The sequence below is a fragment of the Chryseobacterium sp. S0630 genome, assembly GCF_024158915.1.
Classification (GTDB): Bacteria; Bacteroidota; Bacteroidia; order Flavobacteriales; family Weeksellaceae; genus Chryseobacterium.
Genome location: NZ_JAMZGF010000024.1, coordinates 44,532 through 66,639, shown reverse-complemented (window position 1 = coordinate 66,639; position 22,108 = coordinate 44,532). Strand labels below are relative to the sequence as shown.

Genomic DNA, 22,108 nt, shown 5'->3' with positions numbered 1-22,108 from the left:
TTATAAATTTCGGACAAAGCCAATGGAATGTTATATAATATGAAAACGGGCTAAAGCCCGTTCCTATTGATATTTTTTATGATGTAATTTAGAATTATACGAATTATTATTATTCAATAGAAATGGGCTTTAGCCCATTTAATTAATAAATATGAATCCTATGATTTTAATCAAAATCTATGGGATTATAAATTTCGGACAAAGCCAATGGAATGTTATATAATATGAAAACGGGCTAAAGCCCGTTCCTATTGATATTTTTAATGATGTAATTTAGAATTATACGAATTATTATTCAATAGAAATGGGCTTTAGCCCATTTAAACAATAAATATAAATCCTATGGCTTTAGCCAAAACTTATAATAACCCAAAATTATATTTAATTTCTTACATCCATCCCAATTTCGATAAATACCTTTCTTCAATAATATTCAGGTGGTGGTAATTGTGCCCTACAATTAGTTTTCCGATGGTTTCTACAGTAATTTCATGACCATTAGCTGTACCTGTATTCTGTAAAGCAGAAGGATGAAGTGTTTCTAATAGAATCTGAGAAGACTTTCTTACCAGTTTATATTCATCTAAAAGAGACTCAAGTGTTCTTTCACTGGCAAAAGATTGGTCTGCATATTCGTTTTCATCAAATCCCGGAAGGTTGTTTTTTTCTCCTCTGGCGAAAGCTAATATTCTGTATTGGAAAACTCTTTCTGTATCAGATAAGTGAAGTAGAAGACCTTTTAAAGTCCATTTTCCTTCTGCATAAGCGAAATTAGACTGTTCTTCGGTAAGATTGGAATAAATTCCGATGGTTTTGTCTGCTGAAATCTGCAGTTCGTTGATCCAGTTTCCTGATGGAATCTGATCTAAATATCTTTGGATATATTTTTGAAATTCGGTCATATCATTTTTTGTTTTAATGGTGATTTTGGGGGCGGGTTTTCGTGTTTTCGGGATTCGAGTTTCGGAATAGTTGTAATGTACAAGTAATTTATTACTCATTGCTTATTACTCATTACTCATGATTAGTCCACTCGTAGAAATTCACGGAGTCATACAGTTCAAAGCCACAGGCTGGATAAAGTTGATTTCCGATGTCATTGCTTTTTCCTGTTTCTAAAAGAATACCGCATGCTTTTGATGATCGGCAGAGTTCTTTAGATTGTTCTATCAGTTCTTTAGAATATCCTTTTCCTCTATGGTTGTCATTAACGTACAGATCGTTCAGCAGCCAGTAGCGCTGCATTCTTGTAGATGAAAATATAGGATATAATTGCACGAAACCTGTTAATATTCCATTTTCTTCTGCAACAAAAATTTCGGAGTCTTTGTTTTCAAGTCTTTCCTGAAGAAAATTGGTTGCTGAGGGAATATCTGATGTTTTATGATAAAATATCCTGTACTGATCAAATAATTCTGCGAGTTGAGGTAAGTCAGAGAGATCTGCTTTTCTTGTATTTTTCATATTTATTTAGTGATCGTAGCTGAGAACACGTTTAAGTTTCCATTGGTTGTTTTCGGAGATCCAAAGGTGGGTAAATTTCGCCTGTCCTACTTTACTCCATTTTCCGTTGTTATTTTCGAAAAACTCATGATCGCCTTCCTGAATAAAACCGTACAAAGTTTTATTACTGTACATTGGGAAAACTTTCATGCTGTTAGGAACCAGTTCACGTTTTACTTTTCCCGGGTTACTGCAGATATTGTTTTTTATGGACGAAACAAAAGCTTCTTTCCCTTTGGTGATCCCTCCCAGATCATGATAAAATTCAATATCATCACTGATGATGGTGTTATAATGAGAAGGATTACATTTATTAAACCCCTCATGGAATATCAAACTATCCAATTTCTTTGCAGTCAGGAATAATTCATCGGTATTTTTAACCTGAGAATAGACCAGTTGACTGAAAAGGCTTAGAAATATAAGAATACAAGCCCTTCTCATTATTTTTATTTTATAGTTTTAAGAAAAAGCTTTCTCTAAATCTGCAATAAGATCTTCAGCATCCTCAATACCTACGCTTAAACGAACAAGGTCATCTGTGATTCCTAGTTCAGCACGTTTTTCTGCAGGAATTGAAGCGTGTGTCATCAAAGCAGGGTGGTTAGCCAAAGATTCTACTCCTCCTAAAGATTCTGCAAGGGTGAAAACTCTTACTTTTTCTAAGAATTTGATAGCATCTTCTTTCTTTCCGGATTTAAAAGTGAATGAAACCATTCCTCCGGATTCCTTCATCTGAGACTTTGCCAATGCATATTGAGGGTGAGATTCCAATCCTGGATAAATTACTTTATCTACCGCTGGATGAGTCTCCAGATATTTTGCTACGGCAAGACCATTGTCAGAGTGTCTCTGCATTCTTAATGCCAGTGTTTTGATTCCTCTCAATACAAGGTAGGAATCGTGCGGTCCTAAAATACCACCACTCGCAAACTGAATAAAGTGAAGTTTGTCTCCTAACTCAGCATCTTTAGCAATAAGAGCTCCGGCAATCACATCAGAGTGTCCGCCTAAATATTTTGTAGCAGAGTGCATCACAATATCAGCACCCAAATCAATAGGTCTCTGAATGTATGGAGTTGCAAAAGTATTGTCTACCGCTACTAAAATATCTTTCCCTTTAGCAATGTCTACAACAGCTTTGATATCAACTAACTTCATCAATGGGTTAGTAGGAGTTTCTACCCAGATCAGTTTTGTTTTATCTGTGATAACATCAGCAATTTTAGAAACATCATCAAAATTTACAAACGTAAATTTCAACTGGTATTTTTCGAAAAGTCTTGTGAACATTCTGTAAGTACCTCCGTAAAGATCATCTACAGCAATCACTTCATCACCTGGATTTAATAATTTCAAAACACAGTCGATGGCAGCAAGACCAGAACCGAAAGCTAAACCTCTCGCTCCGTTTTCAATACTTGCCAAAGAATCTTCCAATGCCTGTCTTGTAGGGTTGGCAGCTCTTGAATATTCATATCCGGAATGTACTCCCGGGCTTTTCTGTGCAAATGTAGAGGTTAAAAATACAGGTACATTTACAGAACCTGTTGCAGACTCGTGGTGCTGCCCTCCGTGAATTACTTTTGTATTAAAATTCATAATTTTTTGCTTTAAGCTTGAACATTAAGCATGTGAGTTTAATGTTCATTGTTTTTATTAAAATTTGCTCTAGCTGAGTACAAAAAGCTTACCGCTTACTGCCTTCAGCTTATTGCAATTGTATTTTTTTACTTAATAGCAGATTTTACCGCAAATTCTTCTGCGATTTCTTCCATCCACTGCGCCACATCCTCTTCACCTGTCGCTCTCTGGTATGTGCTTCCTAAAGATATTAAAATCTGGTGGATAAACATTTTCATCTGGTCTACAGGCATTTCTTTGGTCCAAAGATCAATTCTTAATGCTTCTCTTGTTTTATCATCCCAAACAGAAATCATTGTTGCCTTAGTATCTTGTTTGTCGATACCTCCATCCTGAGCGTTCCATGTAATGTTTTCCGGTACGTGATTTTCATCAAGTTCTACATCTATCGTAATCTGAGTCTTTCTCATAACTTTCTTTTGTTTCTAATTTCGTGCAAAGTTAATACTTCTTCAGCTTATCCAAAGCTTCTACAAAATTATCTTCATCAGGAAATGGACTATTAAAGTTAAAATCATGGTTAAAAAAAATCCTTTAGCTTACACTAAAGGATTTAAATATTTGATTTTATAGAATTATTTTAACTTTGGTTTGTATCCTGATTGATTAAAAATTGTGGTTGCATCCATTTTTAAGAATTCTGTTAACTTCGTTTCAGGTTTTTCCTTCAAATATGCTTTACAGATCTGCCATCCCGTAAAAATTCCGATTTGTGGGGAAGATTCATTGTCAATTTCTGTATAAAACTTCGAGAATGGGCCAGGTGAAATAAAACGTTCTCCCAATCTTGGATCATCTCCGAAGATCAGATTGCTTTCTACAAAATAATTCCAGATATTGGCTTCATTACTTGTTGCCCATTCATACTGCTTTTGGGTATAATTCATTTTCAGATAATCAGGCGTATCCGGAAGAAAAGCATCCTGAAGAATCATTACTTTTCCGTTCAGAATAATCTGATCAATAAATTTCTGGTGATCAGGAGATTCTGTGACAATATTTTCTGCAAAAAGCTGTGATACCTTCGGAACAATATTCTGTGGGTTCATCGACTTCTGGAAATACAATTCCAATCCTTTATAATTGGCATTTCCGTCTCCCATAAAACCGGTAACATCTATGAATAAAAGATTACCTTTTTCATCATAAAATATTGGATCCTGTATCATCTGCAAAGCAGATGAGAACAAATATACTTTTGGGTTTTTAAACTGTGGAAAGTAATATTTAATATGGGAAAATAAACTTTGAAGCTCCGTTTGAAGCTTTGCCTGATCTATTTTTCCAATAGCTTCCTTGTAGATTTTTATCTCTTCTGCATCCGCTCTTCTTTTTCCGAAATCGGCATCAGAAACACTTCCCTGAAACCATGGAAATTGAGCTTTAAACTGATCCAATGGAATATTCGGATTATAGAATTCTTTGGAAATATCTGTGATGTCAACTTTTTCGGCAGTTTGTTTTACTTCTACCTTCCATTGATTTTCAGGTTCTTTTTTGCAGGAAATAAGTCCGGCAGCCAGAAGAGAAGAAAGTGCAATATATCTAAAAATCTTCATTATTTTTACATAGAATTTAAGTTGACAAAAATAAGGATTAAATGCACAATTCATGATGAAAATTAAAATATTTACAGTTATCTTTATTATTTTGGGACTTTCTTTTTTCTTTGGACAAAAGCTTGAGTTTAAAGATAAAAATTTTGAAAAAGCAGTACTGGGAAATTTTGATCTGAATAAAAACGGAATACTTGAATACCAGGAAGCAGGAATGGTTACCAATCTTTTCCTTGTTCAGAAAGGAATTACTTCCACAGATGATCTGTATCTTTTTAAAAATGTAAAAATGATTGTTCTGGATGATAATGTGATTTCTAATATAATGATCAGCCATCTGGATCAGCTTGAATTATTTTCGTGTACAGGCTGTAAAATCTCTTCATTCAAAGCCGAAAATCTTAAGAATTTAACTGCATTATATTTAGATAATAATCTGTTGGAAAACATTTCGCTGGCAGGAATTCCAAAAATTGACCAATTAACATTATCTTTAAATCAATTAAAGACAATAGATCTGCTTCAGTTTAAAACAGTAAGAAAACTGAATCTGGAACATAATAAGCTTCAAAAAATTGATATTTCCGGTAATCCGGCCTTACAAACCCTTAATATAATGGGGAATAAGATGAAAGAAACAGATATAAAGAAAGGCACAAAGACAGATGTCACTATTTTTGGTGCAGAAGAATAAAAACTAAATGATTATGAAAATAGAAACAGAGCGACTGATTTTAAGAAAACTCGAAGATGAAGATTTTGAACGTATATTTCTGCTGGATTCCAATTCTGAAGTCATGAAATATATTGGCGTACCGGTTCTGACAGAGGTTAATGAATCAAAAAAGGTTATCAGCATGATTCAGAAACAGTATGAGGAAAATGGCGTGGGAAGACTGGGCGTTGTGGAAAAAGAAAGTGGACTTCTGATAGGATGGAGCGGATTAAAATTACTTACTCATGAAACGAATGGCTATAAAAATGTACTGGAACTTGGATATCGCTTCCTGCCTGAATCCTGGGGCAAAGGTTATGCTATGGAAGCCGGAATAGCTTCTCTGGATTATGGCTTTAATGACCTGAATGCAGAAGTCATTTATGCCTATGCCCATTCTGAACATGATGCTTCCAATCATATTCTAAGAAAATTAGGATTTGAAAAGACCAGCGAATTTGAAGAACCGGATGGAATTTGCTTCTGGTACGAACTGAAGCGTGAGAACTATATGTAAGAGATTCCTTTTGAAAAAAAATAAACAAAAAACAATGGTATTAGAAACCGAAAGATTGATTCTAAGAAAACTTGAAGAGACAGATTTTGAACGTATGTTTCTGATGGATTCCGATCCTGAAGTAATGAAATATCTGGGGGAACCTGTGGCAACAAAGGAAGAATCAAAGGAAGTAATTAAAATGATTCAGAAGCAGTATGAAGAAAATGGAGTCGGAAGGCTTGCTGTTATTGAAAAAGAAAGTGGCTTGCTGATAGGATGGTGTGGACTAAAATTATTGACAAGCCCAATCAATGGTTATGTCAATACTCTGGATTTGGGCTATCGTTTTATTCCGGAATTTTGGGGAAAAGGGTATGCTACTGAGGCTGCAGAAAGAATACTTGAATATGGCTTTAATGAATTAAATACAAATGCTATTTATGCCTATGCAGATTCCGAAAATGCAGGTTCAAAGTATATCCTTGGAAAATTGGGTTTTGAAAAAACCGGAGAGTTTGATGAAGATGGGGTAATATGTTTCTGGTATGAGCTGAAGCGTGAAAAATACAGTAAAAAATGATAACAATACGAAGGGAAGAAAAAAAAGATCATCAACAGGTCTTTCAGCTTACGGAAGAAGCTTTCAGGGAAATGGAACACAGTGATCATCAGGAACAGTTTCTGGTAGAAAAATTGAGAAAATCTGACGCCTTTATCCCGGAATTGTCATTAGTAGCGGAAGATGAAAAGGGTACAATTGCCGGACATATTCTGTTTACGAAAATTAAAATTGTCAATGACAACGAATCGTTTGATTCTCTTGCCTTGGCACCTGTTTCCGTAAAACCTGAGTTTCAGAATCAGGGAATCGGAGCGAAACTGATTCTTGAAGGACATCGGATTGCGGAAGAATTGGGATATGAATCGGTGATATTGATCGGGCACGAAAAATATTATCCACGCTTTGGTTACAAAAAAACGAGTAATTTTGGGATCTCTTTTCCGTTTGATATTCCGGAAGAAAATGGAATGGCAATAGAATTGGTAAAAGACGGATTAAAAGATAAAAAAGGAGTGGTGAAATACCCTCAGGAATTTGGAATAGACTAAAAAAGATAAACGATGCAGACACAAAAAGTGATAGATCATATTGTAAGCTGGTTAAAAGATTATGCAGCAAAAGCAAGAGTAAACGGATATGTAATCGGGGTTTCCGGAGGAGTAGATTCCGGGGTAGTTTCTACACTGGCAGCAATGACCGGGCTGAAAACATTATTGATAGAGATGCCCATCCGTCAGAAAGCAGATCAGGTAGGTCGTGCAGTGGATCATATGAATGACCTTAAAGCCAGATTTCCTAATGTAGAAACCATGTCAGTAGATTTGACACCTGCTTTTGAGGAACTTTACAAAACTTTTGATGTAAATGATGATCTTTATCCTAATGAAAAATTAGCTTTTGCCAATACAAGAGCCCGTTTGAGAATGCTTACACTGTATTATTATGGACAGCTGAACGGACTTTTGGTTTGTGGAACAGGAAATAAAGTGGAGGATTTCGGGATTGGTTTTTATACAAAATATGGTGATGGTGGAGTAGATGTTTCTCCAATTGCAGACCTTTATAAAACTGAAGTATATAAACTTGCCACAGGACTGAATTTAATTAAAAGCATCCAGGAAGCAATTCCTACGGATGGGCTTTGGGATGTAGACAGAACAGATGAGCAGCAGATTGGAGCTACTTATCCGGAACTGGAAAAAATACAGAAAGAATACGGAACTAAAACAGCCGATGATTACGAAGGAAGAGATAAGGAAGTATTCTTAATCTTCGACAGAATGCATAAAGCTGCGAAACATAAAATGGATCCAATTCCGGTTTGTGATATTCCTGAAGAGTGGAGAGCATAAAAATAGTATTACATTAAATAATAGCTATGAACGGTAAAATAAGATCTGTGTTTTTTATATGTCTGGGGCTTCTTTTCGGAATGTCTGTGATGTACGTCTACAGGAACTTTATTGAAGATAAAAAAGATCAGTCAGGTTCTGCAAAAAAAGAAACAGTGAGTTATGGAAGTACTTCTTCGGAGAGAAATTCATCTGCTCAGGTTTCTATAGATCAGCTTACAGAAGAGAAAACGGTAATCAGCTATGTAAAGCAAAATCATAAGCTTCCGGATTATTATATCACCAAAAATGAAGCAAGAAAACAGGGCTGGAATCCTTCCCAAGGAAATTTGTGTGATGTACTTCCCGGAAAAGCGATTGGTGGAGATAAATTCGGAAACAGGGAAGGACTTTTGCCGGATGGAGAACGATACTTTGAAGCAGATGTAAACTATCATTGTGGTGGAAGAAATGCTGATCGTATCATCTATACTCAAAATGGCGATGTATACCTTACGAAAAACCATTATAAAAGTTTTGAAAAGCAGTAATGTCATTGCGAGGAACGGAGTAACGAAGCAATCTCTAAAAAGAATCACAGGTGAAAGCGGGTTTTGTCTACATCATGACCAATAAAAACCACACTACTCTTTATACAGGAGTTACTTCAAATCTGCCCAAACGTGTTCAACAGCATAAGGAGTCCTATTATTCTCAAAGTTTTACTTCAAGATATAATTTGTATATACTTGTGTATTGGGAATCCTTTCAGGAAATTGGAGATGCTATATGTAGAGAAAAACAAATAAAAGCAGGTTCAAGACAAAAGAAACTGGATTTAATCAATAGTATAAATCCTGATTGGAAAGACCTTACAGGTGATATTGAAAGTATTATGGATGTTTTTGAGATTGCTTCGGCGCATAGCTCCTCGCAATGACCAATGTATAATTTGCATTGTAATTATTATAAATCTTAATTTTGAAAAATTATAGCCTTTTTTACTTTACCATCATCTTATTTCTGATGCTTTCATGTTCGGAAAAGAAGAATGAGGTAAAGGAAAAAGTAGAAAAACCAGCCATAACAATCCTCATACAGCCATTTAAAGATATTAATCATGAAACTGTAGCAAAAGTAGCTGAAGGAATAAAAAATGTATATCCGAACGTAAAAGTTCTGGCAGCGATAGACTTTCCTGAAAATACTTATTATAAAGAGAGAAACCGGTATAGAGCTGATTCAATCATTAAATTTTTGAATAAGGAAACAAAAGAAGGCTTTGTTACCATTGGTCTTACAGCAAAGGATATCAGTGCTACCAGAGGAAAGATAAAAGACTTTGGAATCATGGGGTTGGGGTATAGGCCAGGAAAAGCTTGCGTGGCTTCAAATTTCAGATTGAGCAAAGAAAACCGGGATGAACAGTTTTACAAAATAGCCATTCATGAGCTTGGTCATACACAAGGGCTGCCACATTGCCCGGAAAAAATGTGTTTTATGAGAGATGCAGAAGGTAAGAATCCAACCAATGAAGAAACGGATTTCTGCAAAAAATGCAAAACTTTTTTAATTAATAAAAATTGGAAATTTAATTCAATATGAAGACAGTATATATAGATTTTACAGACATAGGTGACTATGAAGATTTTTACGCCCAGCTAAAGGAAAAAATCCAGCTTCCGGAGCATTTTGGTGATAATCTTGATGCACTTTTTGATACCATTAGCGGTGATCTGGAAATGCCCCTCCATTTAGAATTTGTCAACATGACTGTAGATCAGCTTGAGATTTTTGAAGACTTGCTGACCACGCTGGAAGATGCGGAAGAAGAGGTTGAAGACTTCAGCTTTAGCTACTATCTCGAGCAGTACGAAGATGAAGACGATGAGGATGTAGAATCTGAAGAATAATAATAAAAAAGTTGTTTCAACGTATGAAACAGCTTTTTTTATGCTGATCCTTATTCTATAGCATTCAAATCTTTATTCTTTAACATACAAACCTAACAGGTTTCCAAAACCTGTTAGGTTTCTTATCTTATTTAACTATAGCGCTTATTTAGGGCTAGTCAATGTGAAGTTTTGCTTCACAACCTGTCAAGGTTTCAAACTTGGGCAGGGTTTACAAGATCTGTATAATCTACGAGTGTTTTAATGTTGGTAAAACGCAAGGACGCAAAAATTGTAAAATATATGATGTTGAGAGGCGCAAAGATTTTATCTTCGATAAAATTTAGAAATACATTTTCTATTGTAATGAAAAATACTTTTACCCTACTTAAAATCTCTGATTTTCTTGCGCCTTAAAAATACTTAGAACTCAAAAAAACCTTGCATCCTTGCGTATTTCCAACAAAAAGCAATAAAAAAACCTACAGAATTACTGCAGGTTTTAAACTAAATATTATTATACAAATCTGGCAATAGAAAATACAAACTTAATATCAAGCCATAAAGTCTAAAAATAGATTTGTGTTTTTTGCCGTAGCATTCTTTTTGCTTTTTCTTACAAAAACGTAGAATCAAAATAAAAAGGAAGCAGATCTTTTACTGCACTTACTTTTACAACCTCTTCATTCATACTTGAAAAATAAAGGTCAATATTCTCATTCTGCTTGGTTTCGTATTCAATCAAACTCTGGCGACAAGCTCCGCAAGGAGGAATCGGTGGATTTTTTTCGTGAAACTCTTTAGGACCACCTACAACAAAGATCTTTTTTATTTTCACATCCGGAAAATTGGCAGCGACCCAAAACAGAGTTGTTCTTTCTGCGCAGAGTCCTGATGGATAAGCGGCATTTTCCTGGTTGTTTCCGGAATAGATTTCTCCGTTTTCCAATAACACGGAACATCCTACCAAAAATTGAGAATAAGGTGCATAAGCATTCTCACGAGCCTCTTTGGCTCTTTCAAATAGTTTATTTTCTATATCACTCAGCTCACTGCTATTTTTAAAATATTCGTAACTGATCTGTATGTCTTTTTTCATATATTGTCAACTAAAAAAGGGGGGTAAAATTAGTTCTTTTTAATGAAGTGGGCAATATTTTATTCTCCCGGCAAAAAGTTCAATTTTTTTAAGAGCAAAAATGTTATACACACCAATAAAATTCAGGAATATAGAGTTGAAAAACAGATGGGTCATGTCACCTATGTGCATGTATTCCTGTGAAAACGGAGAAGCAAACGACTTCCATTTTGTACACTACGGAAGCAGATCTCAGGGCGGTACCGGTCTTTTGATTGTAGAAGCTACAGGAGTAGAACCGAAAGGACGAATTACCAATCACTGCATGGGAATCTGGAATGATGAACAGGCAGAGAAATTACAAAGAATTGTAGAATTTGTCCATAAAAACTCAGAAAGTAAAATAGGAATTCAGCTGGCTCATGCCGGAAGAAAAGGGTCAACCTGGAATAATATACAGATTCCTGTGGAGGAAGGTTGGGAAACTGTAGCTCCAAGCCCTATTCCTTATCATCCTACGGAAAGAATTCCGCATGTATTGAGTACAGATGAGGTAAAGGAAATTGTTCAGAATTTTAAAAAAGCAGCCCGAAGAGCCGTAAAAGCAGGTTTTGATGTCATCGAAATTCACGGAGCTCACGGATATCTGATTCATCAGTTTTTGTCGCCGCTTTCCAATATCAGAACAGATGAATATGGAGGAAGCTTTGAAAACAGAATCAGATTTCTGATCGAAATTATAGATGCCGTTAACGAAGAACTGGATGAAAATACAGCCCTTTTTGTAAGAATCTCAGGAACGGAATATGCTGAAAATGGCTGGGATATAGATAGTAGCGTAGAACTGGCAAAAATTTTAAAAGAACATTCCGTAGATCTTGTGGATGTATCCAGCGGCGGAAATATTCATGGAGCGAAAATTCCCGTTTTTGATGGCTATCAGGTTCCTTTTTCATCACAGGTGAGAAATGAAGCAGGTGTAAAGACAGGAGCTGTAGGATTGATAACCAATGTGGAGCAGGCTGAGGAAATCCTTCAGAAAGGCGACGCAGATCTTATTTTTGTGGCAAGAGAGATCCTTAGAAATCCATATATTGCTGTTCAGGGGTCTTTTGAAATGAAAGCAGACTGCTTTTTCCCACATCAGTATACCCGAGCCAAAATTTCTTCTTAGACAATGGAAAATTCATAAAAAACTCAGAAATGGATATCAATGATTTTATGCTTACCTGTCCCAGTAAAAAGTTTTTAGGGATAGAATGTCTGGGCTGTGGTGCACAGAGAGCAATCGTATTGGTATTTGAAGGGAAATTTTCAGAAGCTTTTCAAATGTATCCGGCGGTATACACCTTATTGTTATTCTTTTTGATCCTTGGCGCGAGTTTCATCGATAAAAAAAGAAAATACGGTAATATTTTAATGATTTTAGTGATTGTTAATCTTATTATTATGGTAGCAGGGTATATATATAAACATTAAATTATAAGAGTTTAAGTATTTGGTTGTGAGTGTTGTTTTGTGTTTTGACTTTCTGTCTTGTATGGATTAATGGGAGTTTGTGTAGAAAAATTTTAATATAAAATATGATTTCTTAGATTAAAATTCCTGTATTATTTTGTTGGATAGAATTTTAAAATGTCGTAGAACTACTACAATTTCTGAAACAGTGCCCTAAAAACTTTTTAAATTAGAACATGAACTCTATCTTTGTTATATAAATCCTATATCAGGGAAGAGTCGTTAATGATTAAAATTTAAGAATATGGCAGGAAATTCAAGAGGAATCTTAAAATTCAATGGAGGTGAAGGTCAGAAGTTGTTAAAGCTTAACTATAGCGTGTCAAGATCTACAGATGTTTCAGGACGTGTAGCATCTGACCCGTCAAACGCATTGATCAAAGTAACAATTGAAGCAACAGAAAAATCTGATGTGTTAGAAAGTTTATTAAACAGTAAATATAAACCAACAAGCGGAGAAATCAACTTTAATAAATCTCATGAAGAAGGAACACTGATTTCTTTGAAATGGGAAAACGGATATGTAATCCAGCATGAAGTAGACTTCGATGCCATTGATAGTAATAATATGCTGATCAGCTTTGTAATAAGTGCTGAAAGCATTACGTATGGAAATTCATCTTATGACGGACTTTGGCCAATGAGCTAAGTCTTTCATGAGTAAGAAATAAAAGACTGTCCTTATAAGACGGTCTTTTTTTACCTAAGACTATATTCTGCAGGATCTTTTGTTTTCATTTTTAAACTCTCTTTCTGTTGAATAATCGTTTAGAAAACTAATCAAATCACTAAAAATATGTCAAATACACCTGGAAACTCACAAGCGACGTCTTTTCGTCCGACGCAGAATGCAGATGGTATTTCCGAAAACCATCACACAGGTATCAACCGTCTGGTAAAACTCTCTCTTGTCATAGAAGGGAAAATTATCAAGTACTATAAGCATTTCAAGCTTAAGCAAAGTACCAGACGACATCACGAATTTACGCTGACACTGGCACACGATACTCTGGGAGACAGACAGACCCATTCATTGGAAGAAGCCAATAAATTCCTTGGAAAACGACTTACAGCCGTTATTTCTTATAAAGATATTGACAACAGCCCGGAGAGAACCTTTGTAGGAGTAATTACCGGAGTAGGATTCAGTCAGGAGCATATGAGCTTAGGAAATATTGTGCTTACAGGTTTTAGCCCTACCATCCTTCTTGACGGAGCACCGCATATCCAGAGTTTTGGAGGTAATCAATCAGTCAACGTAGGAATTATTGCTGAAGAAGTAATCAAACAGGGAATTGATAAAAGCCGATTTGATGTCAGAGTAGATGCCAATAACTTTTCTCAGATTATCTATAGCAGTCAGTATGATGAAACACATTATAATTATCTGGCAAGAATGGCTGAGGCCTATAGTGAACAATTTTACTATGATGGTGAAGTTTTACATTTCGGAAAGCTTCCCACTCAGAATAAACCTATTATTCTTACCTACGGAAGCAGTGCCAATGAAATAAAAGTTGAGCTGAAAGCTGTACATACGAAACCTCAATTCTACGGTTACAACAGTAATAAAAATGAAAGGCTGACTTCCGGTTCTACACCCATTAAGCATGTAAGCGATCTTGCAAAAACAGCATACAGTCATAACGAAACTATTTATAAGACTCCGGCTTTACAGATGGCTCCCATCAAAGCCACTACCCACTTAGATGTGGAATACTCTCAGAAAAGTGCATCTGGAAGTGAAGCGGTCAATGTTTTTTCTATTTCAGGAAATACAACAGTTCCTTTCCTGCACCCAGGTTGCGTGGCAGATGTCCAGATGCGTAAACAGGATTCTAATGAAACCTCGTATTTCACAAGGATTATGATTACTGAAGCAGAACATGAAATTGATACCATCGGTCATTACAAGGGAAGTTTTGTAGGAATTGCGGCAGATACAGGTTTTCTTCCAAAACCGGAATACACCATTCCGAAAGCAGAGCCACAGACTGCCACGGTAATTTCCAACACAGATCCTGAAGGACAAGGAAGAATCCAGGTAAGATTTGACTGGCAGACCAATGATACCACTCATTTTATCCGTATGATGAGCCCTGATGCAGGAGGAACGGATCAGATTACCCAAAACCGTGGTTATGTAGCCATTCCCGAAGTAGGTGACCAGGTGATGGTTAATTTTGTACACAGTCATCCGGACAGACCTTTTGTAATGGGAGGAATGTTCCACGGAGGCATTGCTTTAGGAGGTGGTGTTAACAATCATCTGAAATCCATCCAGACCAGAAGCGGAATCAGGATTCTAATGAATGATGAAGAAGGAAGCGTAACCATCCTTGATCCAAGCGGAAATACCTATTACATGGACGGACAGGGGAATATAAGCATGAAAGCCCCTAAAAATTTTACTTTAAACGCTGGCGATAATATCAATATCACTGCAGGAAAAGAAATTTCAATAGGAGCAGGAGCAAGTATAACCAGTACCGCGAATGATAACATTGTTTCCATAGCAGGAAAAGATATGAAACTTACCGCTTCGGGAGACATTACGGAAACCTCCGACACCAGAACGGAAATGATTGAAAAAGAATTCAAGAGACAGTCTGAAACATCCAACGAGATAGCAGGGGAAATTTCCATGTTCAGCGAACTGGAAAATATGACCATGCAGAGCGGAAAGATTGTAGAATTCAACAGTGCTGAAAAATCAAAACTTTTCTGATATGGCGATCATCAAAACAGCAACCAATCTGCGCATCACAGTGAAAGATTCTTACCACCTGAGCGTAGGAAAAAAGGTTGAGAAAATAGCAAAGAAAATCAATGTGGAAGCACATAGAGATAACCTGGTTTTAGCAAGTAATAAGAAGATTATGTCCCATGGTCATAAGTAAGTACAACCTGCTGATTCTTTTAATAGGGTGTTTTTCATTAACGAATTGTCAGAATAAAAAAATGGAAGAAAAATACAGTTGGCTGGGAACCGTTTCTGCACCGCAGGAATACCCGATGGAAGTGTATGAAGGAGCTATTGTTGCCGATGATTTTACTTACGGCTTTGATGCCATCTGGGGAACACAGAATACAGGATGGGGAAAAGAAGGAGGCACCATGAACGTCAATACCGAAAGAATGGATGCTCCTCATGAGCTGGAATTCACATGGTATTCCTTGGTAGAAAATAAATTCTACACCGGAAAATGGAATCTGGATAAAGAAAAGATAAAAAGCCTTTTTGATGAAGGATTTGTAGATCAGGATACGAAAAAGAAATCCACTTACAATTCCTTTGTGGTAGGACTAGCTCCGCAGGGAAGAGTAGTGCTTTGGATGAAAGGTCCCGGAAACCAGAAAGAAATAGGTGCTTTTCAGGCTCATGATACCATTATTACCAAAGAAAAAGCATACGATAATGCTCAGTATATGTTGAAGGAAGGTTTTGCAGACAGAATGCTTAAAGATCCTTCTTACAAGACATTCAAGCCGGAAGTCCGTGAGAAAATTGAAAAAGAAGGCTATCCTGCAGCAGATATTTATAATGTATACAGAGAGAAATACAACTGGAAACCTGCTGTGGAGCTTCCTGAAGGAGCCACGTGGATCGATTTCGGTTTTACCAATTATAACGGAGAACAGGAAAATCTTTTTGACCAAAGTTTAAAAGAGAATACCTATAAAAGCAGAGCTGTACCAAGATTTTGTGGTTTTTACTGGAAAGATAAAAATAACAACAGATATGCAGTATGGATAGACGCTTTTGATGATAAAGAAATATTTGATTTGTTTCAGAAATCAGGAAAAGACAAAAATATTGATCTGACCATTAAAGTAAACGAAGACAATACCAAAGTTTTAGTGTCTTTAGAATCTGAAAAAGAAAAACTGGCCGTTACCAAAGCAAAAATCAGGGTATCCCGTAAGATAGAATAATTACATTCAATCAGTCAATTTAAAAACAAGAACTATGCACAACAATCAATTTGGAAGTTATACACCATCTGTATCCAAAGAGGAAGTACTGGATATTACCATTGGGATTTTTTTTGACGGAACCCTGAATAATAAAACCAATACGGACGAAAGAAAAAAGGGAACAGATGCCCATAAAAAACACGGTGGAAAAGATACAGACAATACCAGTTATAATAATGACTGGAGTAATGTTGCCCGCATGTGGGATAACTATGATAAAAACTTCGGGATTTATATAGAAGGAATCGGTACACAGGATAAAGAAGGAGATGCTACCCTTGGATATGCTTTCGGAACCGGAGATACCGGGATCAGAGCAAAGGTGAGAAAAGGCTGTGAAGAGATTGTAAAGAAGGTGAAAACCATTAAAGCAGAAAAAAAAGCTGATAAAATTGCGGTTCTTACTTTCGATGTATTCGGTTTCAGCCGTGGAGCCGCTGCTGCCCGTAATTTTGTATACGAAATCGGAAGAGCAAAATATAAAGCCACTTCACGCACAGTTGCCAACGAAGCGGTTTCAGTGACAACATATTCCGATGATGATGGAAAAAGTGTTGCTTCAGAAGAACTTCCAAAATGGGGACATCTTGGCCTTAAACTCGAAGAAGCAGGACTCAAAGTAGATGTGTTGAAAGTAAGATTTCTGGGAATTTACGATACCGTTTCTTCTTATTCAAAATATCTGTCACCAATGCCCAATTTCAGCAATGACGTAGAAGAATTAAGCCTGAACGATATCGGAAAAGCCCAGACTGTAGTTCACTTCATCGCAGAAAATGAACACAGAGAAAACTTTGACCTTACAAGAGTACATATCGGAACTGAAAAAACATTTCCTGGTGTACACTGTGACGTTGGAGGAGCTTATGAAAACGGACAGGAAACATGGGAAGAGGTGGAAACGTCCTGGACAACAAGTTCCAAATTAGAAGCATTAAAAGTAGAACTTGTATCCGAAGGTTGGTATGAAAAAGATATGCTTACCATTACTCCCGGATTCTATTTATCATTGAGAGGATCCCGTTACCTGCTGAAAACTTACAGCTATATTCCTCTACATTTTATGGCTGAATACGGCATTGAGAAAAATCTTCCTATCATCTTAAAAAAAATGACTGATGATAAATATTCCATTTTGAATGATCAGTTTTTAATAGGAATAAAAGACCGTCTCAGAACGTATGTGATGGGAAATGGCAAACCTTATGCCTTCAAACATTTTAAAGCACTGCGTGATGCCTATGGTGGAAACGAAGTCCCGGAAAACCGTCAGGATGCTTATCAGAAAGAAGTAAAAGAACAGAACGATTTGAGATTCCTTCGTCTTCATTACCTTCACTGGTCAGCAAGAAGGGAAAAGATCGGTATGGATCCGAGACCGAACAGAACAAGAGTTATCCATTAGAATTAAATTTTTAAAAAAGATACTATCCAAAGAAAGAATTTGAAGCAGGAACATTTTATGCAGAAATATAACATACATACCGTCCAGAAAGATGAAACTTTAAAAAGTATAGCCTCGCTGTACGGACTTGATAAAGATGCATTAAAACACTTCCATAATAACCACTGTGCGGTGAAGGATATGATTCTGATCAATCTTAACGGGCAGAAAGAACTTTTTGTTCCGAGAACTGCAGTGGCAGATAAAAATCTTTTAGTAAAATTCGGAAGAGGAAACAGTCTTACTCTTCAGCCGGAAACTTCAGTGCGAAGATACAGCGTAGTCATTACCATTGAAAAAGGAGAACATAAAAGCGAATTAAAATATGAAACATCAGTTCGCTGGCTGAAAACAGAAAAAGGACATCATTTTTTTGAGATAGACAGAACGTCCAACCTTTATCTTAACGAAGAGGAAGTGAATGAAATTGCAGATCTGCTGGCGTACAGAACATCTAAGGTTTTATATCCTTTACAGATCAGCACAGATGAACATGGGAAATTCGAAACAGTAGAAAATGCTGAGGAATTTTCTAAAAGATGGACCGCTGTAAAAGAAGAATTATATAAAGAATTTGAAGGCGAAACCGTAGACGAATACTGCGGAAAGATTGAAAAAGTAATCAGCCAGTCTGAAGCGATCAGTCTTTACCTTAAAAATGATTACTTCATCCGTACTTTATTCTTTGGAATATATCAAAGTTTCGGAAAGGAATTTAAAACAGAGATAACAACAACCTTTCCTGTACTAGACAATGCGATTGAACCCAGCTATAAATTGATACTGGAAACAGATCCGTTAAAACAGGAAACAGGCCTGATCACCATAGAAGGGTCAGGAAAATTATATGAAGAAAGAAATATTGATGATTTTATAAGAAGATCACCTTTTTCATTGATCATAGAAGACGACCCTGTGATGAATGAAGAAGGAACTTTCAGACTCATAAGTTATCTGAAAGGAGAAACGTCACTTCCGGAATCTCTTTACCTGGAATGCAGTATCATGCTGCAGGAAGAGAAAAAGATTTCAGTATCAGTTTCAGGAATTGATGAAAACTAAATTACCATTTCACTAAAGATAAAATTAATATGGCAGAAAAACATATTGTAGTACAGGGCGCCCTATGCAAATGCCAGTTCGGGCAGATGCCGGACAAGCTGAAAGTACTTACACATCAAAAAGAATATGCCAATGATAAAAGCGCTTCCAAAAAACTGATCGTCACTACGAAAGAAATAGGAGCCGCCACATTTGAAAAAAATACATTCGGAAACTGTACCAAAATGGGAGTGCCACCACCTCCATGCAAAATTATGGTTACAGAATGGCAGAAGTTCTATGATAAAGTACAGCTCAGCAATGGCGGATACATCATTGTAGAAGACAGCAAGGCCGTTTGTGCTATTGCCGGAACGCCGTGCATTGAGATTATAGACCATGGGCAGAGAGCAGAAGCCAGCCAGCAGAACTTTAAAAATGCTGACAAAGACGTTCAGCAGCAGATCAATCCGTTGGTAGATTCCGAGGAAATGTATAACGAACAGCCTTCAGGAGGAGGGCAGGATGGTGCAATCTAAATGATAAGAAAATGGCAAAAGGCGTTAAAAAAATAAAAGTTGTAAGCGGATTGTACTATCCCAAAATGTCTGTATTAGGACAGAGGATTACCATTAAGCCGGATCAGTGGGTACAGTTCGGGGTTGATGATTGGCTGCCTGGAACTACAGATGCAGACAAAAAGAAACCGCTCACCTGGATGAGACAGAACAGCAGCAAAAAAATTATCATCAATCAGATCACTTCTGCTACCGGATATAAATTTTTAATTGGCAAACAGTTCTGTGGAAGCTATCAGTTTTATATTGAAGCCAGTCTTTCTGGAGTAAGAGATACTAAAAGTAACACAGGGATATTTGTAAAAGGCTGGTGTGACCCCAAAATTGTGAGCAGCAAATGGTCTACACAGAAAAACAGCAAAAGCATCAAAAACAATAAAAAGAGCGAATACATTTCCTACGGACACATTGTACACCTGAACCTGATGACAGAAGGTCTGAATGGAAATACAGTCAGTATCGAACTTTGGAATCAGCAGACAGCAAAAGCAGATAAACTGGTCCATACCTACAATAATGTACAGGTAATAGATGGTGAAGTCAATCTGAAAATAGAAAATACCTTCGCCTGGATGGCCTATGTAGATAATATCCAGAATGTAGAGGAATTCTATGTTAAAGTGAAAGATGTTGCTTCCAAACAATACATCAAAGATAAATTGGGTGATGACCTTCATGCCATCTATCTGAATGTAAAAAATAAAGTGGCTACTACCAATACCAATGGAGCACAGAACCAGACGCCAACCAAAGTCTATAAACCGGATGTAAACTCTGTCAGACTTGAGCCCTGTAAGTTTGAAGTGATCAAGATTACTGAAAATGAAACCAAGGACGGAAAAGCCAGCAATACAACCGTTAAAGTGTTTGACAATGGAAACGGTGTCAAATTGCTAAAGTCTGCTGCCCTTCAGGAACATATTCAGAGAACAATCTATTATAAATTTGATTCCACAGTCATTGATAAAGATGGCGTTGCGGTTCTTAATAATGTCCTTAAATTCCTTCTGGAACATAAAGATGCCACCATGAATCTCAGCGGCTATGCCTGTGTCATAGGAAAAGAAAATTACAACAAAGGACTTTCCCAAAGAAGAGCAGATGTTGTCAAAAAATTCTTTGCCGATGGTGGATTAGATCCCAGAAGAATAATCTCAGTAGGAAAAGGAGAAGTAGATCCTACCGATGATAAAATGGGAAGAGACAATATCAAATACAAAAATGAGAAAGACTATGAAAATAACCGTAGAGTAGATATCTCATTTGTTTTTAATGCCCATGATGCACAGACCATCCATTATGAAGTAACAGCACCAGATGTCTCTACAAAGAAAAACCTGATCATTGATGTCACAGGTTTTCAAACCAATGAGTGTTTCAGAGACAGCAAAGGAAAACATAAAAAACAGATTCAGGTTGTAGATGTAGGACAGGCAATCGATAAAGGAGATACCGTAAAAACATTTACGACACCTTCCTTTACTTATGGAGTATATTCAGATTTATCTCAATTTAATGCTCTTCCTATACAATATATCTGGCCTGCAGGGACAAATCCGAATCAGTTTCATCTGCATGTTCATACCTGCAGATATTATAGCAATGAGAAAAGGACCACGGTATTGATAAAAGCCTATCCGGATATCAACTGGACTTTGAGCTTTACGCTGAACCTTACCAATGATCTTAGCGTAAAGTGGATGAATATGGATCCCCATGAACATAAAGAACTGCAGAAAAGAGCAGGCAAAATGGGAGCAGAAAAAAGATGGAAACAAAAAGACGCTTCACTGGCATTTAGTTTAAAGGCAAAATGGAACAATGATCAGCAGGAAAAAGAGCTAAAATATCAATACGAAACCAAGTTTAAAAAAATATATGATACATTTGCTGCCATAGGAGCATTGTCAGATGGAGTTCTTAATCAGGCCAAAGGAAAAGTACGTTCCATTTCTCCTAAGGGAATTCCGGTAAGTTTTGCCGTGAAACCTCCCAATATGGAGCTGTCCGGTAATTGGCTTTTAAAGCATCCTAAAGATAATAATGCCATTATTGGTACAGATGTAGCTATAAGTTTGAAAGCAAATCCGCTGATTGGTCTGGAAATGACAGTTGATCTTCTGGGAGCTCTGGTATTTGGTATTTCCGGAGCGGTAAGCGGAGGAACAGCTGCGCCGGGAGTAACAAGACTGTATCAGGAAATTCAGGGAAAACTGAAATCCGGAATTGATGTAGGGAATGATAATGCAGGCTTTAAGGCATCCGTTGATATCTTTATGGACCTTATTATTTCCAGTACGATAGAAGTGGAATCCGAATTTAAATTTAATACGGCAGGAAAACTCAAAGATTCCGAATTTAAAGTCTCAAGTAAGAGTAAACTTAAACTGGAATTGAAAGTAGGAGTGAAAATTCAGGGAGAAGTTTCACTGGCTGTTATAAAAGCAGAAGCTTATTTTGAAGCATCAGCATCCGGAAGTGCTTCCATAACCTATGGACATGGTATCAACTATGATGAAAAAGGACTTTATTACCGTCCTGTTCTCGGATTTGACGGTCTTGATGCCCAATATGTAGTCACAATAAGTGTAGGTCTTGCTATTAAAATTGCAAAAAATAAACATAAAGTGGAGGAAAGCAGAAATGGGAAATATGAAATTGCTAAAGGGGACTTTAAAAATGTAATTCCTCCTTTTGATGTGATAAAAGAATTAGAGTCCTTATTTGGAATAAGTGCAAATATTCCGTTGATTAAAAATGATTAATATT

General features: G+C 36.6%; 26 protein-coding genes. 19 read left to right on the top strand and 7 right to left on the bottom strand.

Translation table 11 applies throughout. The annotated features are described in order from the left end of the window. Positions 1 to 389 precede the first annotated feature (389 nt). The 6 genes from NK356_RS12625 to NK356_RS12600 all read right to left on the bottom strand — a co-directional run bounded on the left by NK356_RS12625 (position 390) and on the right by NK356_RS12600 (position 4,706). Complete coding sequence (locus NK356_RS12625; RefSeq protein WP_051934297.1) at positions 390 to 902, bottom strand: DinB family protein; 513 nt, start codon at positions 900 to 902, stop codon at positions 390 to 392. A gap of 112 nt (positions 903 to 1,014) precedes the next feature. Continuing rightward, positions 1,015 to 1,464 (bottom strand): GNAT family N-acetyltransferase, encoded by a 450-nt coding sequence (locus tag NK356_RS12620; protein ID WP_253317131.1) that lies wholly within the window; start codon positions 1,462 to 1,464, stop codon positions 1,015 to 1,017. Between the two features lie 6 nt (positions 1,465 to 1,470). Then, the gene (locus NK356_RS12615) at positions 1,471 to 1,947 is read right to left on the bottom strand and encodes a DUF4440 domain-containing protein (protein WP_051934298.1); all 477 of its coding nucleotides are present in this window, start codon (positions 1,945 to 1,947) and stop codon (positions 1,471 to 1,473) included. An 18-nt stretch (positions 1,948 to 1,965) separates the two neighbouring features. Next, complete coding sequence (locus NK356_RS12610; RefSeq protein ID WP_034695058.1) at positions 1,966 to 3,105, bottom strand: cystathionine gamma-synthase; 1,140 nt, start codon at positions 3,103 to 3,105, stop codon at positions 1,966 to 1,968. A gap of 128 nt (positions 3,106 to 3,233) precedes the next feature. Beyond that, entirely contained in the window at positions 3,234 to 3,557 is a 324-nt protein-coding gene (gene gldC, locus NK356_RS12605; RefSeq protein WP_034695059.1) for a gliding motility protein GldC, read from the bottom strand. A gap of 165 nt (positions 3,558 to 3,722) precedes the next feature. Next, positions 3,723 to 4,706, bottom strand: coding sequence for a gliding motility protein GldB (locus NK356_RS12600; protein WP_185103668.1), 984 nt, complete (start codon positions 4,704 to 4,706; stop codon positions 3,723 to 3,725). A 52-nt stretch (positions 4,707 to 4,758) separates the two neighbouring features. Between NK356_RS12600 and NK356_RS12595 the strand changes: the two genes are divergently transcribed. Genes NK356_RS12595 through NK356_RS12555 form a run of 9 tightly spaced genes read left to right on the top strand, consistent with a single transcriptional unit; the run spans position 4,759 to position 9,723 of the window. Beyond that, complete coding sequence (locus NK356_RS12595; RefSeq protein WP_253317130.1) at positions 4,759 to 5,397, top strand: leucine-rich repeat domain-containing protein; 639 nt, start codon at positions 4,759 to 4,761, stop codon at positions 5,395 to 5,397. Between the two features lie 13 nt (positions 5,398 to 5,410). Then, on the top strand, positions 5,411 to 5,935 hold the full coding sequence (locus NK356_RS12590) for a GNAT family N-acetyltransferase (protein WP_253317129.1): 525 nt from the start codon (positions 5,411 to 5,413) through the stop codon (positions 5,933 to 5,935). 34 nt (positions 5,936 to 5,969) lie between these two features. Beyond that, a complete protein-coding gene (locus tag NK356_RS12585) occupies positions 5,970 to 6,497 on the top strand; it encodes a GNAT family N-acetyltransferase (protein WP_253317128.1) in 528 nt (175 codons plus the stop codon). Then, positions 6,494 to 7,027 carry a GNAT family N-acetyltransferase gene (locus tag NK356_RS12580; RefSeq protein ID WP_253317127.1) on the top strand — a complete coding sequence of 178 codons (534 nt, stop codon included), beginning with the start codon at positions 6,494 to 6,496 and terminating at the stop codon, positions 7,025 to 7,027. Before NK356_RS12585 ends, NK356_RS12580 begins: the two co-directional genes overlap by 4 nt. A 12-nt stretch (positions 7,028 to 7,039) precedes the next feature. Continuing rightward, entirely contained in the window at positions 7,040 to 7,831 is a 792-nt protein-coding gene (gene nadE / locus NK356_RS12575) for an NAD(+) synthase (RefSeq protein WP_253317126.1), read from the top strand. Positions 7,832 to 7,857: 26 nt separating this feature from the next. Beyond that, complete coding sequence (locus NK356_RS12570; protein WP_034695064.1) at positions 7,858 to 8,361, top strand: ribonuclease domain-containing protein; 504 nt, start codon at positions 7,858 to 7,860, stop codon at positions 8,359 to 8,361. Positions 8,362 to 8,411: 50 nt separating this feature from the next. Then, complete coding sequence (locus tag NK356_RS12565) at positions 8,412 to 8,750, top strand: GIY-YIG nuclease family protein (protein WP_253317125.1); 339 nt, start codon at positions 8,412 to 8,414, stop codon at positions 8,748 to 8,750. Positions 8,751 to 8,791: 41 nt separating this feature from the next. Next, positions 8,792 to 9,415, top strand: coding sequence for a Zn-dependent protease (locus tag NK356_RS12560; protein ID WP_253317124.1), 624 nt, complete (start codon positions 8,792 to 8,794; stop codon positions 9,413 to 9,415). Next, positions 9,412 to 9,723 (top strand): barstar family protein, encoded by a 312-nt coding sequence (locus NK356_RS12555; RefSeq protein ID WP_034695066.1) that lies wholly within the window; start codon positions 9,412 to 9,414, stop codon positions 9,721 to 9,723. Before NK356_RS12560 ends, NK356_RS12555 begins: the two co-directional genes overlap by 4 nt. A gap of 595 nt (positions 9,724 to 10,318) precedes the next feature. On the opposite strand, the gene NK356_RS12550 is transcribed toward NK356_RS12555, so the two are convergent. Continuing rightward, the gene (locus tag NK356_RS12550; protein WP_034695067.1) at positions 10,319 to 10,801 is read right to left on the bottom strand and encodes a cytidine deaminase; all 483 of its coding nucleotides are present in this window, start codon (positions 10,799 to 10,801) and stop codon (positions 10,319 to 10,321) included. A gap of 100 nt (positions 10,802 to 10,901) precedes the next feature. Here NK356_RS12550 and namA point away from each other — a divergent pair, with 100 nt between their 5' ends. The 10 genes from namA (at position 10,902) to NK356_RS12500 (ending at position 22,104) form a co-directional block, all read left to right on the top strand. Beyond that, on the top strand, positions 10,902 to 11,954 hold the full coding sequence (gene namA / locus NK356_RS12545; RefSeq protein ID WP_253317123.1) for an NADPH dehydrogenase NamA: 1,053 nt from the start codon (positions 10,902 to 10,904) through the stop codon (positions 11,952 to 11,954). A gap of 29 nt (positions 11,955 to 11,983) precedes the next feature. Beyond that, positions 11,984 to 12,259: a DUF2752 domain-containing protein gene (locus tag NK356_RS12540; RefSeq protein ID WP_034695069.1), complete on the top strand. Its 276-nt coding sequence runs from the start codon at positions 11,984 to 11,986 to the stop codon at positions 12,257 to 12,259. Between the two features lie 283 nt (positions 12,260 to 12,542). Further along, positions 12,543 to 12,947, top strand: a complete 405-nt coding sequence (gene tssD / locus NK356_RS12535; protein WP_034695070.1) for a type VI secretion system tube protein TssD — start codon at positions 12,543 to 12,545, stop codon at positions 12,945 to 12,947. 147 nt (positions 12,948 to 13,094) lie between these two features. Continuing rightward, a complete protein-coding gene (locus NK356_RS12530) occupies positions 13,095 to 15,026 on the top strand; it encodes a type VI secretion system Vgr family protein (RefSeq protein ID WP_034695071.1) in 1,932 nt (643 codons plus the stop codon). A 1-nt stretch (position 15,027) separates the two neighbouring features. After that, entirely contained in the window at positions 15,028 to 15,198 is a 171-nt protein-coding gene (locus tag NK356_RS12525) for a hypothetical protein (RefSeq protein WP_156106421.1), read from the top strand. A gap of 61 nt (positions 15,199 to 15,259) precedes the next feature. After that, positions 15,260 to 16,234: a DUF2931 family protein gene (locus NK356_RS12520; RefSeq protein ID WP_253317122.1), complete on the top strand. Its 975-nt coding sequence runs from the start codon at positions 15,260 to 15,262 to the stop codon at positions 16,232 to 16,234. 34 nt (positions 16,235 to 16,268) lie between these two features. Next, complete coding sequence (locus NK356_RS12515; protein ID WP_253317121.1) at positions 16,269 to 17,681, top strand: DUF2235 domain-containing protein; 1,413 nt, start codon at positions 16,269 to 16,271, stop codon at positions 17,679 to 17,681. 57 nt (positions 17,682 to 17,738) lie between these two features. After that, entirely contained in the window at positions 17,739 to 18,782 is a 1,044-nt protein-coding gene (locus tag NK356_RS12510; protein ID WP_253317120.1) for a hypothetical protein, read from the top strand. 29 nt (positions 18,783 to 18,811) lie between these two features. Beyond that, positions 18,812 to 19,300: a DUF4280 domain-containing protein gene (locus NK356_RS12505; RefSeq protein WP_034695078.1), complete on the top strand. Its 489-nt coding sequence runs from the start codon at positions 18,812 to 18,814 to the stop codon at positions 19,298 to 19,300. 11 nt (positions 19,301 to 19,311) lie between these two features. Continuing rightward, positions 19,312 to 22,104 carry an OmpA family protein gene (locus tag NK356_RS12500; protein ID WP_034695080.1) on the top strand — a complete coding sequence of 931 codons (2,793 nt, stop codon included), beginning with the start codon at positions 19,312 to 19,314 and terminating at the stop codon, positions 22,102 to 22,104. The last annotated feature ends 4 nt before the right edge of the window (positions 22,105 to 22,108 follow it).

What these genes read in the sequence shown, in the direction of transcription:
- NK356_RS12525 (WP_156106421.1), top strand. Translation starts at nt 15,028, where the DNA reads ATGGCGATCATCAAAACAGCAACCAATCTGCGCATCACAGTGAAAGAT.
- NK356_RS12570 (WP_034695064.1), top strand. Translation starts at nt 7,858, where the DNA reads ATGAACGGTAAAATAAGATCTGTGTTTTTTATATGTCTGGGGCTTCTT.
- NK356_RS12530 (WP_034695071.1), top strand. Translation starts at nt 13,095, where the DNA reads ATGTCAAATACACCTGGAAACTCACAAGCGACGTCTTTTCGTCCGACG.
- namA (WP_253317123.1), top strand. Translation starts at nt 10,902, where the DNA reads ATGTTATACACACCAATAAAATTCAGGAATATAGAGTTGAAAAACAGA.
- NK356_RS12505 (WP_034695078.1), top strand. Translation starts at nt 18,812, where the DNA reads ATGGCAGAAAAACATATTGTAGTACAGGGCGCCCTATGCAAATGCCAG.
- NK356_RS12550 (WP_034695067.1), bottom strand. Translation starts at nt 10,801, where the DNA reads ATGAAAAAAGACATACAGATCAGTTACGAATATTTTAAAAATAGCAGT.
- NK356_RS12520 (WP_253317122.1), top strand. Translation starts at nt 15,260, where the DNA reads ATGGAAGAAAAATACAGTTGGCTGGGAACCGTTTCTGCACCGCAGGAA.
- NK356_RS12615 (WP_051934298.1), bottom strand. Translation starts at nt 1,947, where the DNA reads ATGAGAAGGGCTTGTATTCTTATATTTCTAAGCCTTTTCAGTCAACTG.
- NK356_RS12590 (WP_253317129.1), top strand. Translation starts at nt 5,411, where the DNA reads ATGAAAATAGAAACAGAGCGACTGATTTTAAGAAAACTCGAAGATGAA.
- NK356_RS12600 (WP_185103668.1), bottom strand. Translation starts at nt 4,706, where the DNA reads ATGAAGATTTTTAGATATATTGCACTTTCTTCTCTTCTGGCTGCCGGA.
- NK356_RS12580 (WP_253317127.1), top strand. Translation starts at nt 6,494, where the DNA reads ATGATAACAATACGAAGGGAAGAAAAAAAAGATCATCAACAGGTCTTT.
- NK356_RS12515 (WP_253317121.1), top strand. Translation starts at nt 16,269, where the DNA reads ATGCACAACAATCAATTTGGAAGTTATACACCATCTGTATCCAAAGAG.
- NK356_RS12585 (WP_253317128.1), top strand. Translation starts at nt 5,970, where the DNA reads ATGGTATTAGAAACCGAAAGATTGATTCTAAGAAAACTTGAAGAGACA.
- NK356_RS12540 (WP_034695069.1), top strand. Translation starts at nt 11,984, where the DNA reads ATGGATATCAATGATTTTATGCTTACCTGTCCCAGTAAAAAGTTTTTA.
- nadE (WP_253317126.1), top strand. Translation starts at nt 7,040, where the DNA reads ATGCAGACACAAAAAGTGATAGATCATATTGTAAGCTGGTTAAAAGAT.
- NK356_RS12625 (WP_051934297.1), bottom strand. Translation starts at nt 902, where the DNA reads ATGACCGAATTTCAAAAATATATCCAAAGATATTTAGATCAGATTCCA.
- NK356_RS12610 (WP_034695058.1), bottom strand. Translation starts at nt 3,105, where the DNA reads ATGAATTTTAATACAAAAGTAATTCACGGAGGGCAGCACCACGAGTCT.
- NK356_RS12620 (WP_253317131.1), bottom strand. Translation starts at nt 1,464, where the DNA reads ATGAAAAATACAAGAAAAGCAGATCTCTCTGACTTACCTCAACTCGCA.
- gldC (WP_034695059.1), bottom strand. Translation starts at nt 3,557, where the DNA reads ATGAGAAAGACTCAGATTACGATAGATGTAGAACTTGATGAAAATCAC.
- NK356_RS12555 (WP_034695066.1), top strand. Translation starts at nt 9,412, where the DNA reads ATGAAGACAGTATATATAGATTTTACAGACATAGGTGACTATGAAGAT.
- tssD (WP_034695070.1), top strand. Translation starts at nt 12,543, where the DNA reads ATGGCAGGAAATTCAAGAGGAATCTTAAAATTCAATGGAGGTGAAGGT.
- NK356_RS12510 (WP_253317120.1), top strand. Translation starts at nt 17,739, where the DNA reads ATGCAGAAATATAACATACATACCGTCCAGAAAGATGAAACTTTAAAA.
- NK356_RS12595 (WP_253317130.1), top strand. Translation starts at nt 4,759, where the DNA reads ATGATGAAAATTAAAATATTTACAGTTATCTTTATTATTTTGGGACTT.
- NK356_RS12500 (WP_034695080.1), top strand. Translation starts at nt 19,312, where the DNA reads ATGGCAAAAGGCGTTAAAAAAATAAAAGTTGTAAGCGGATTGTACTAT.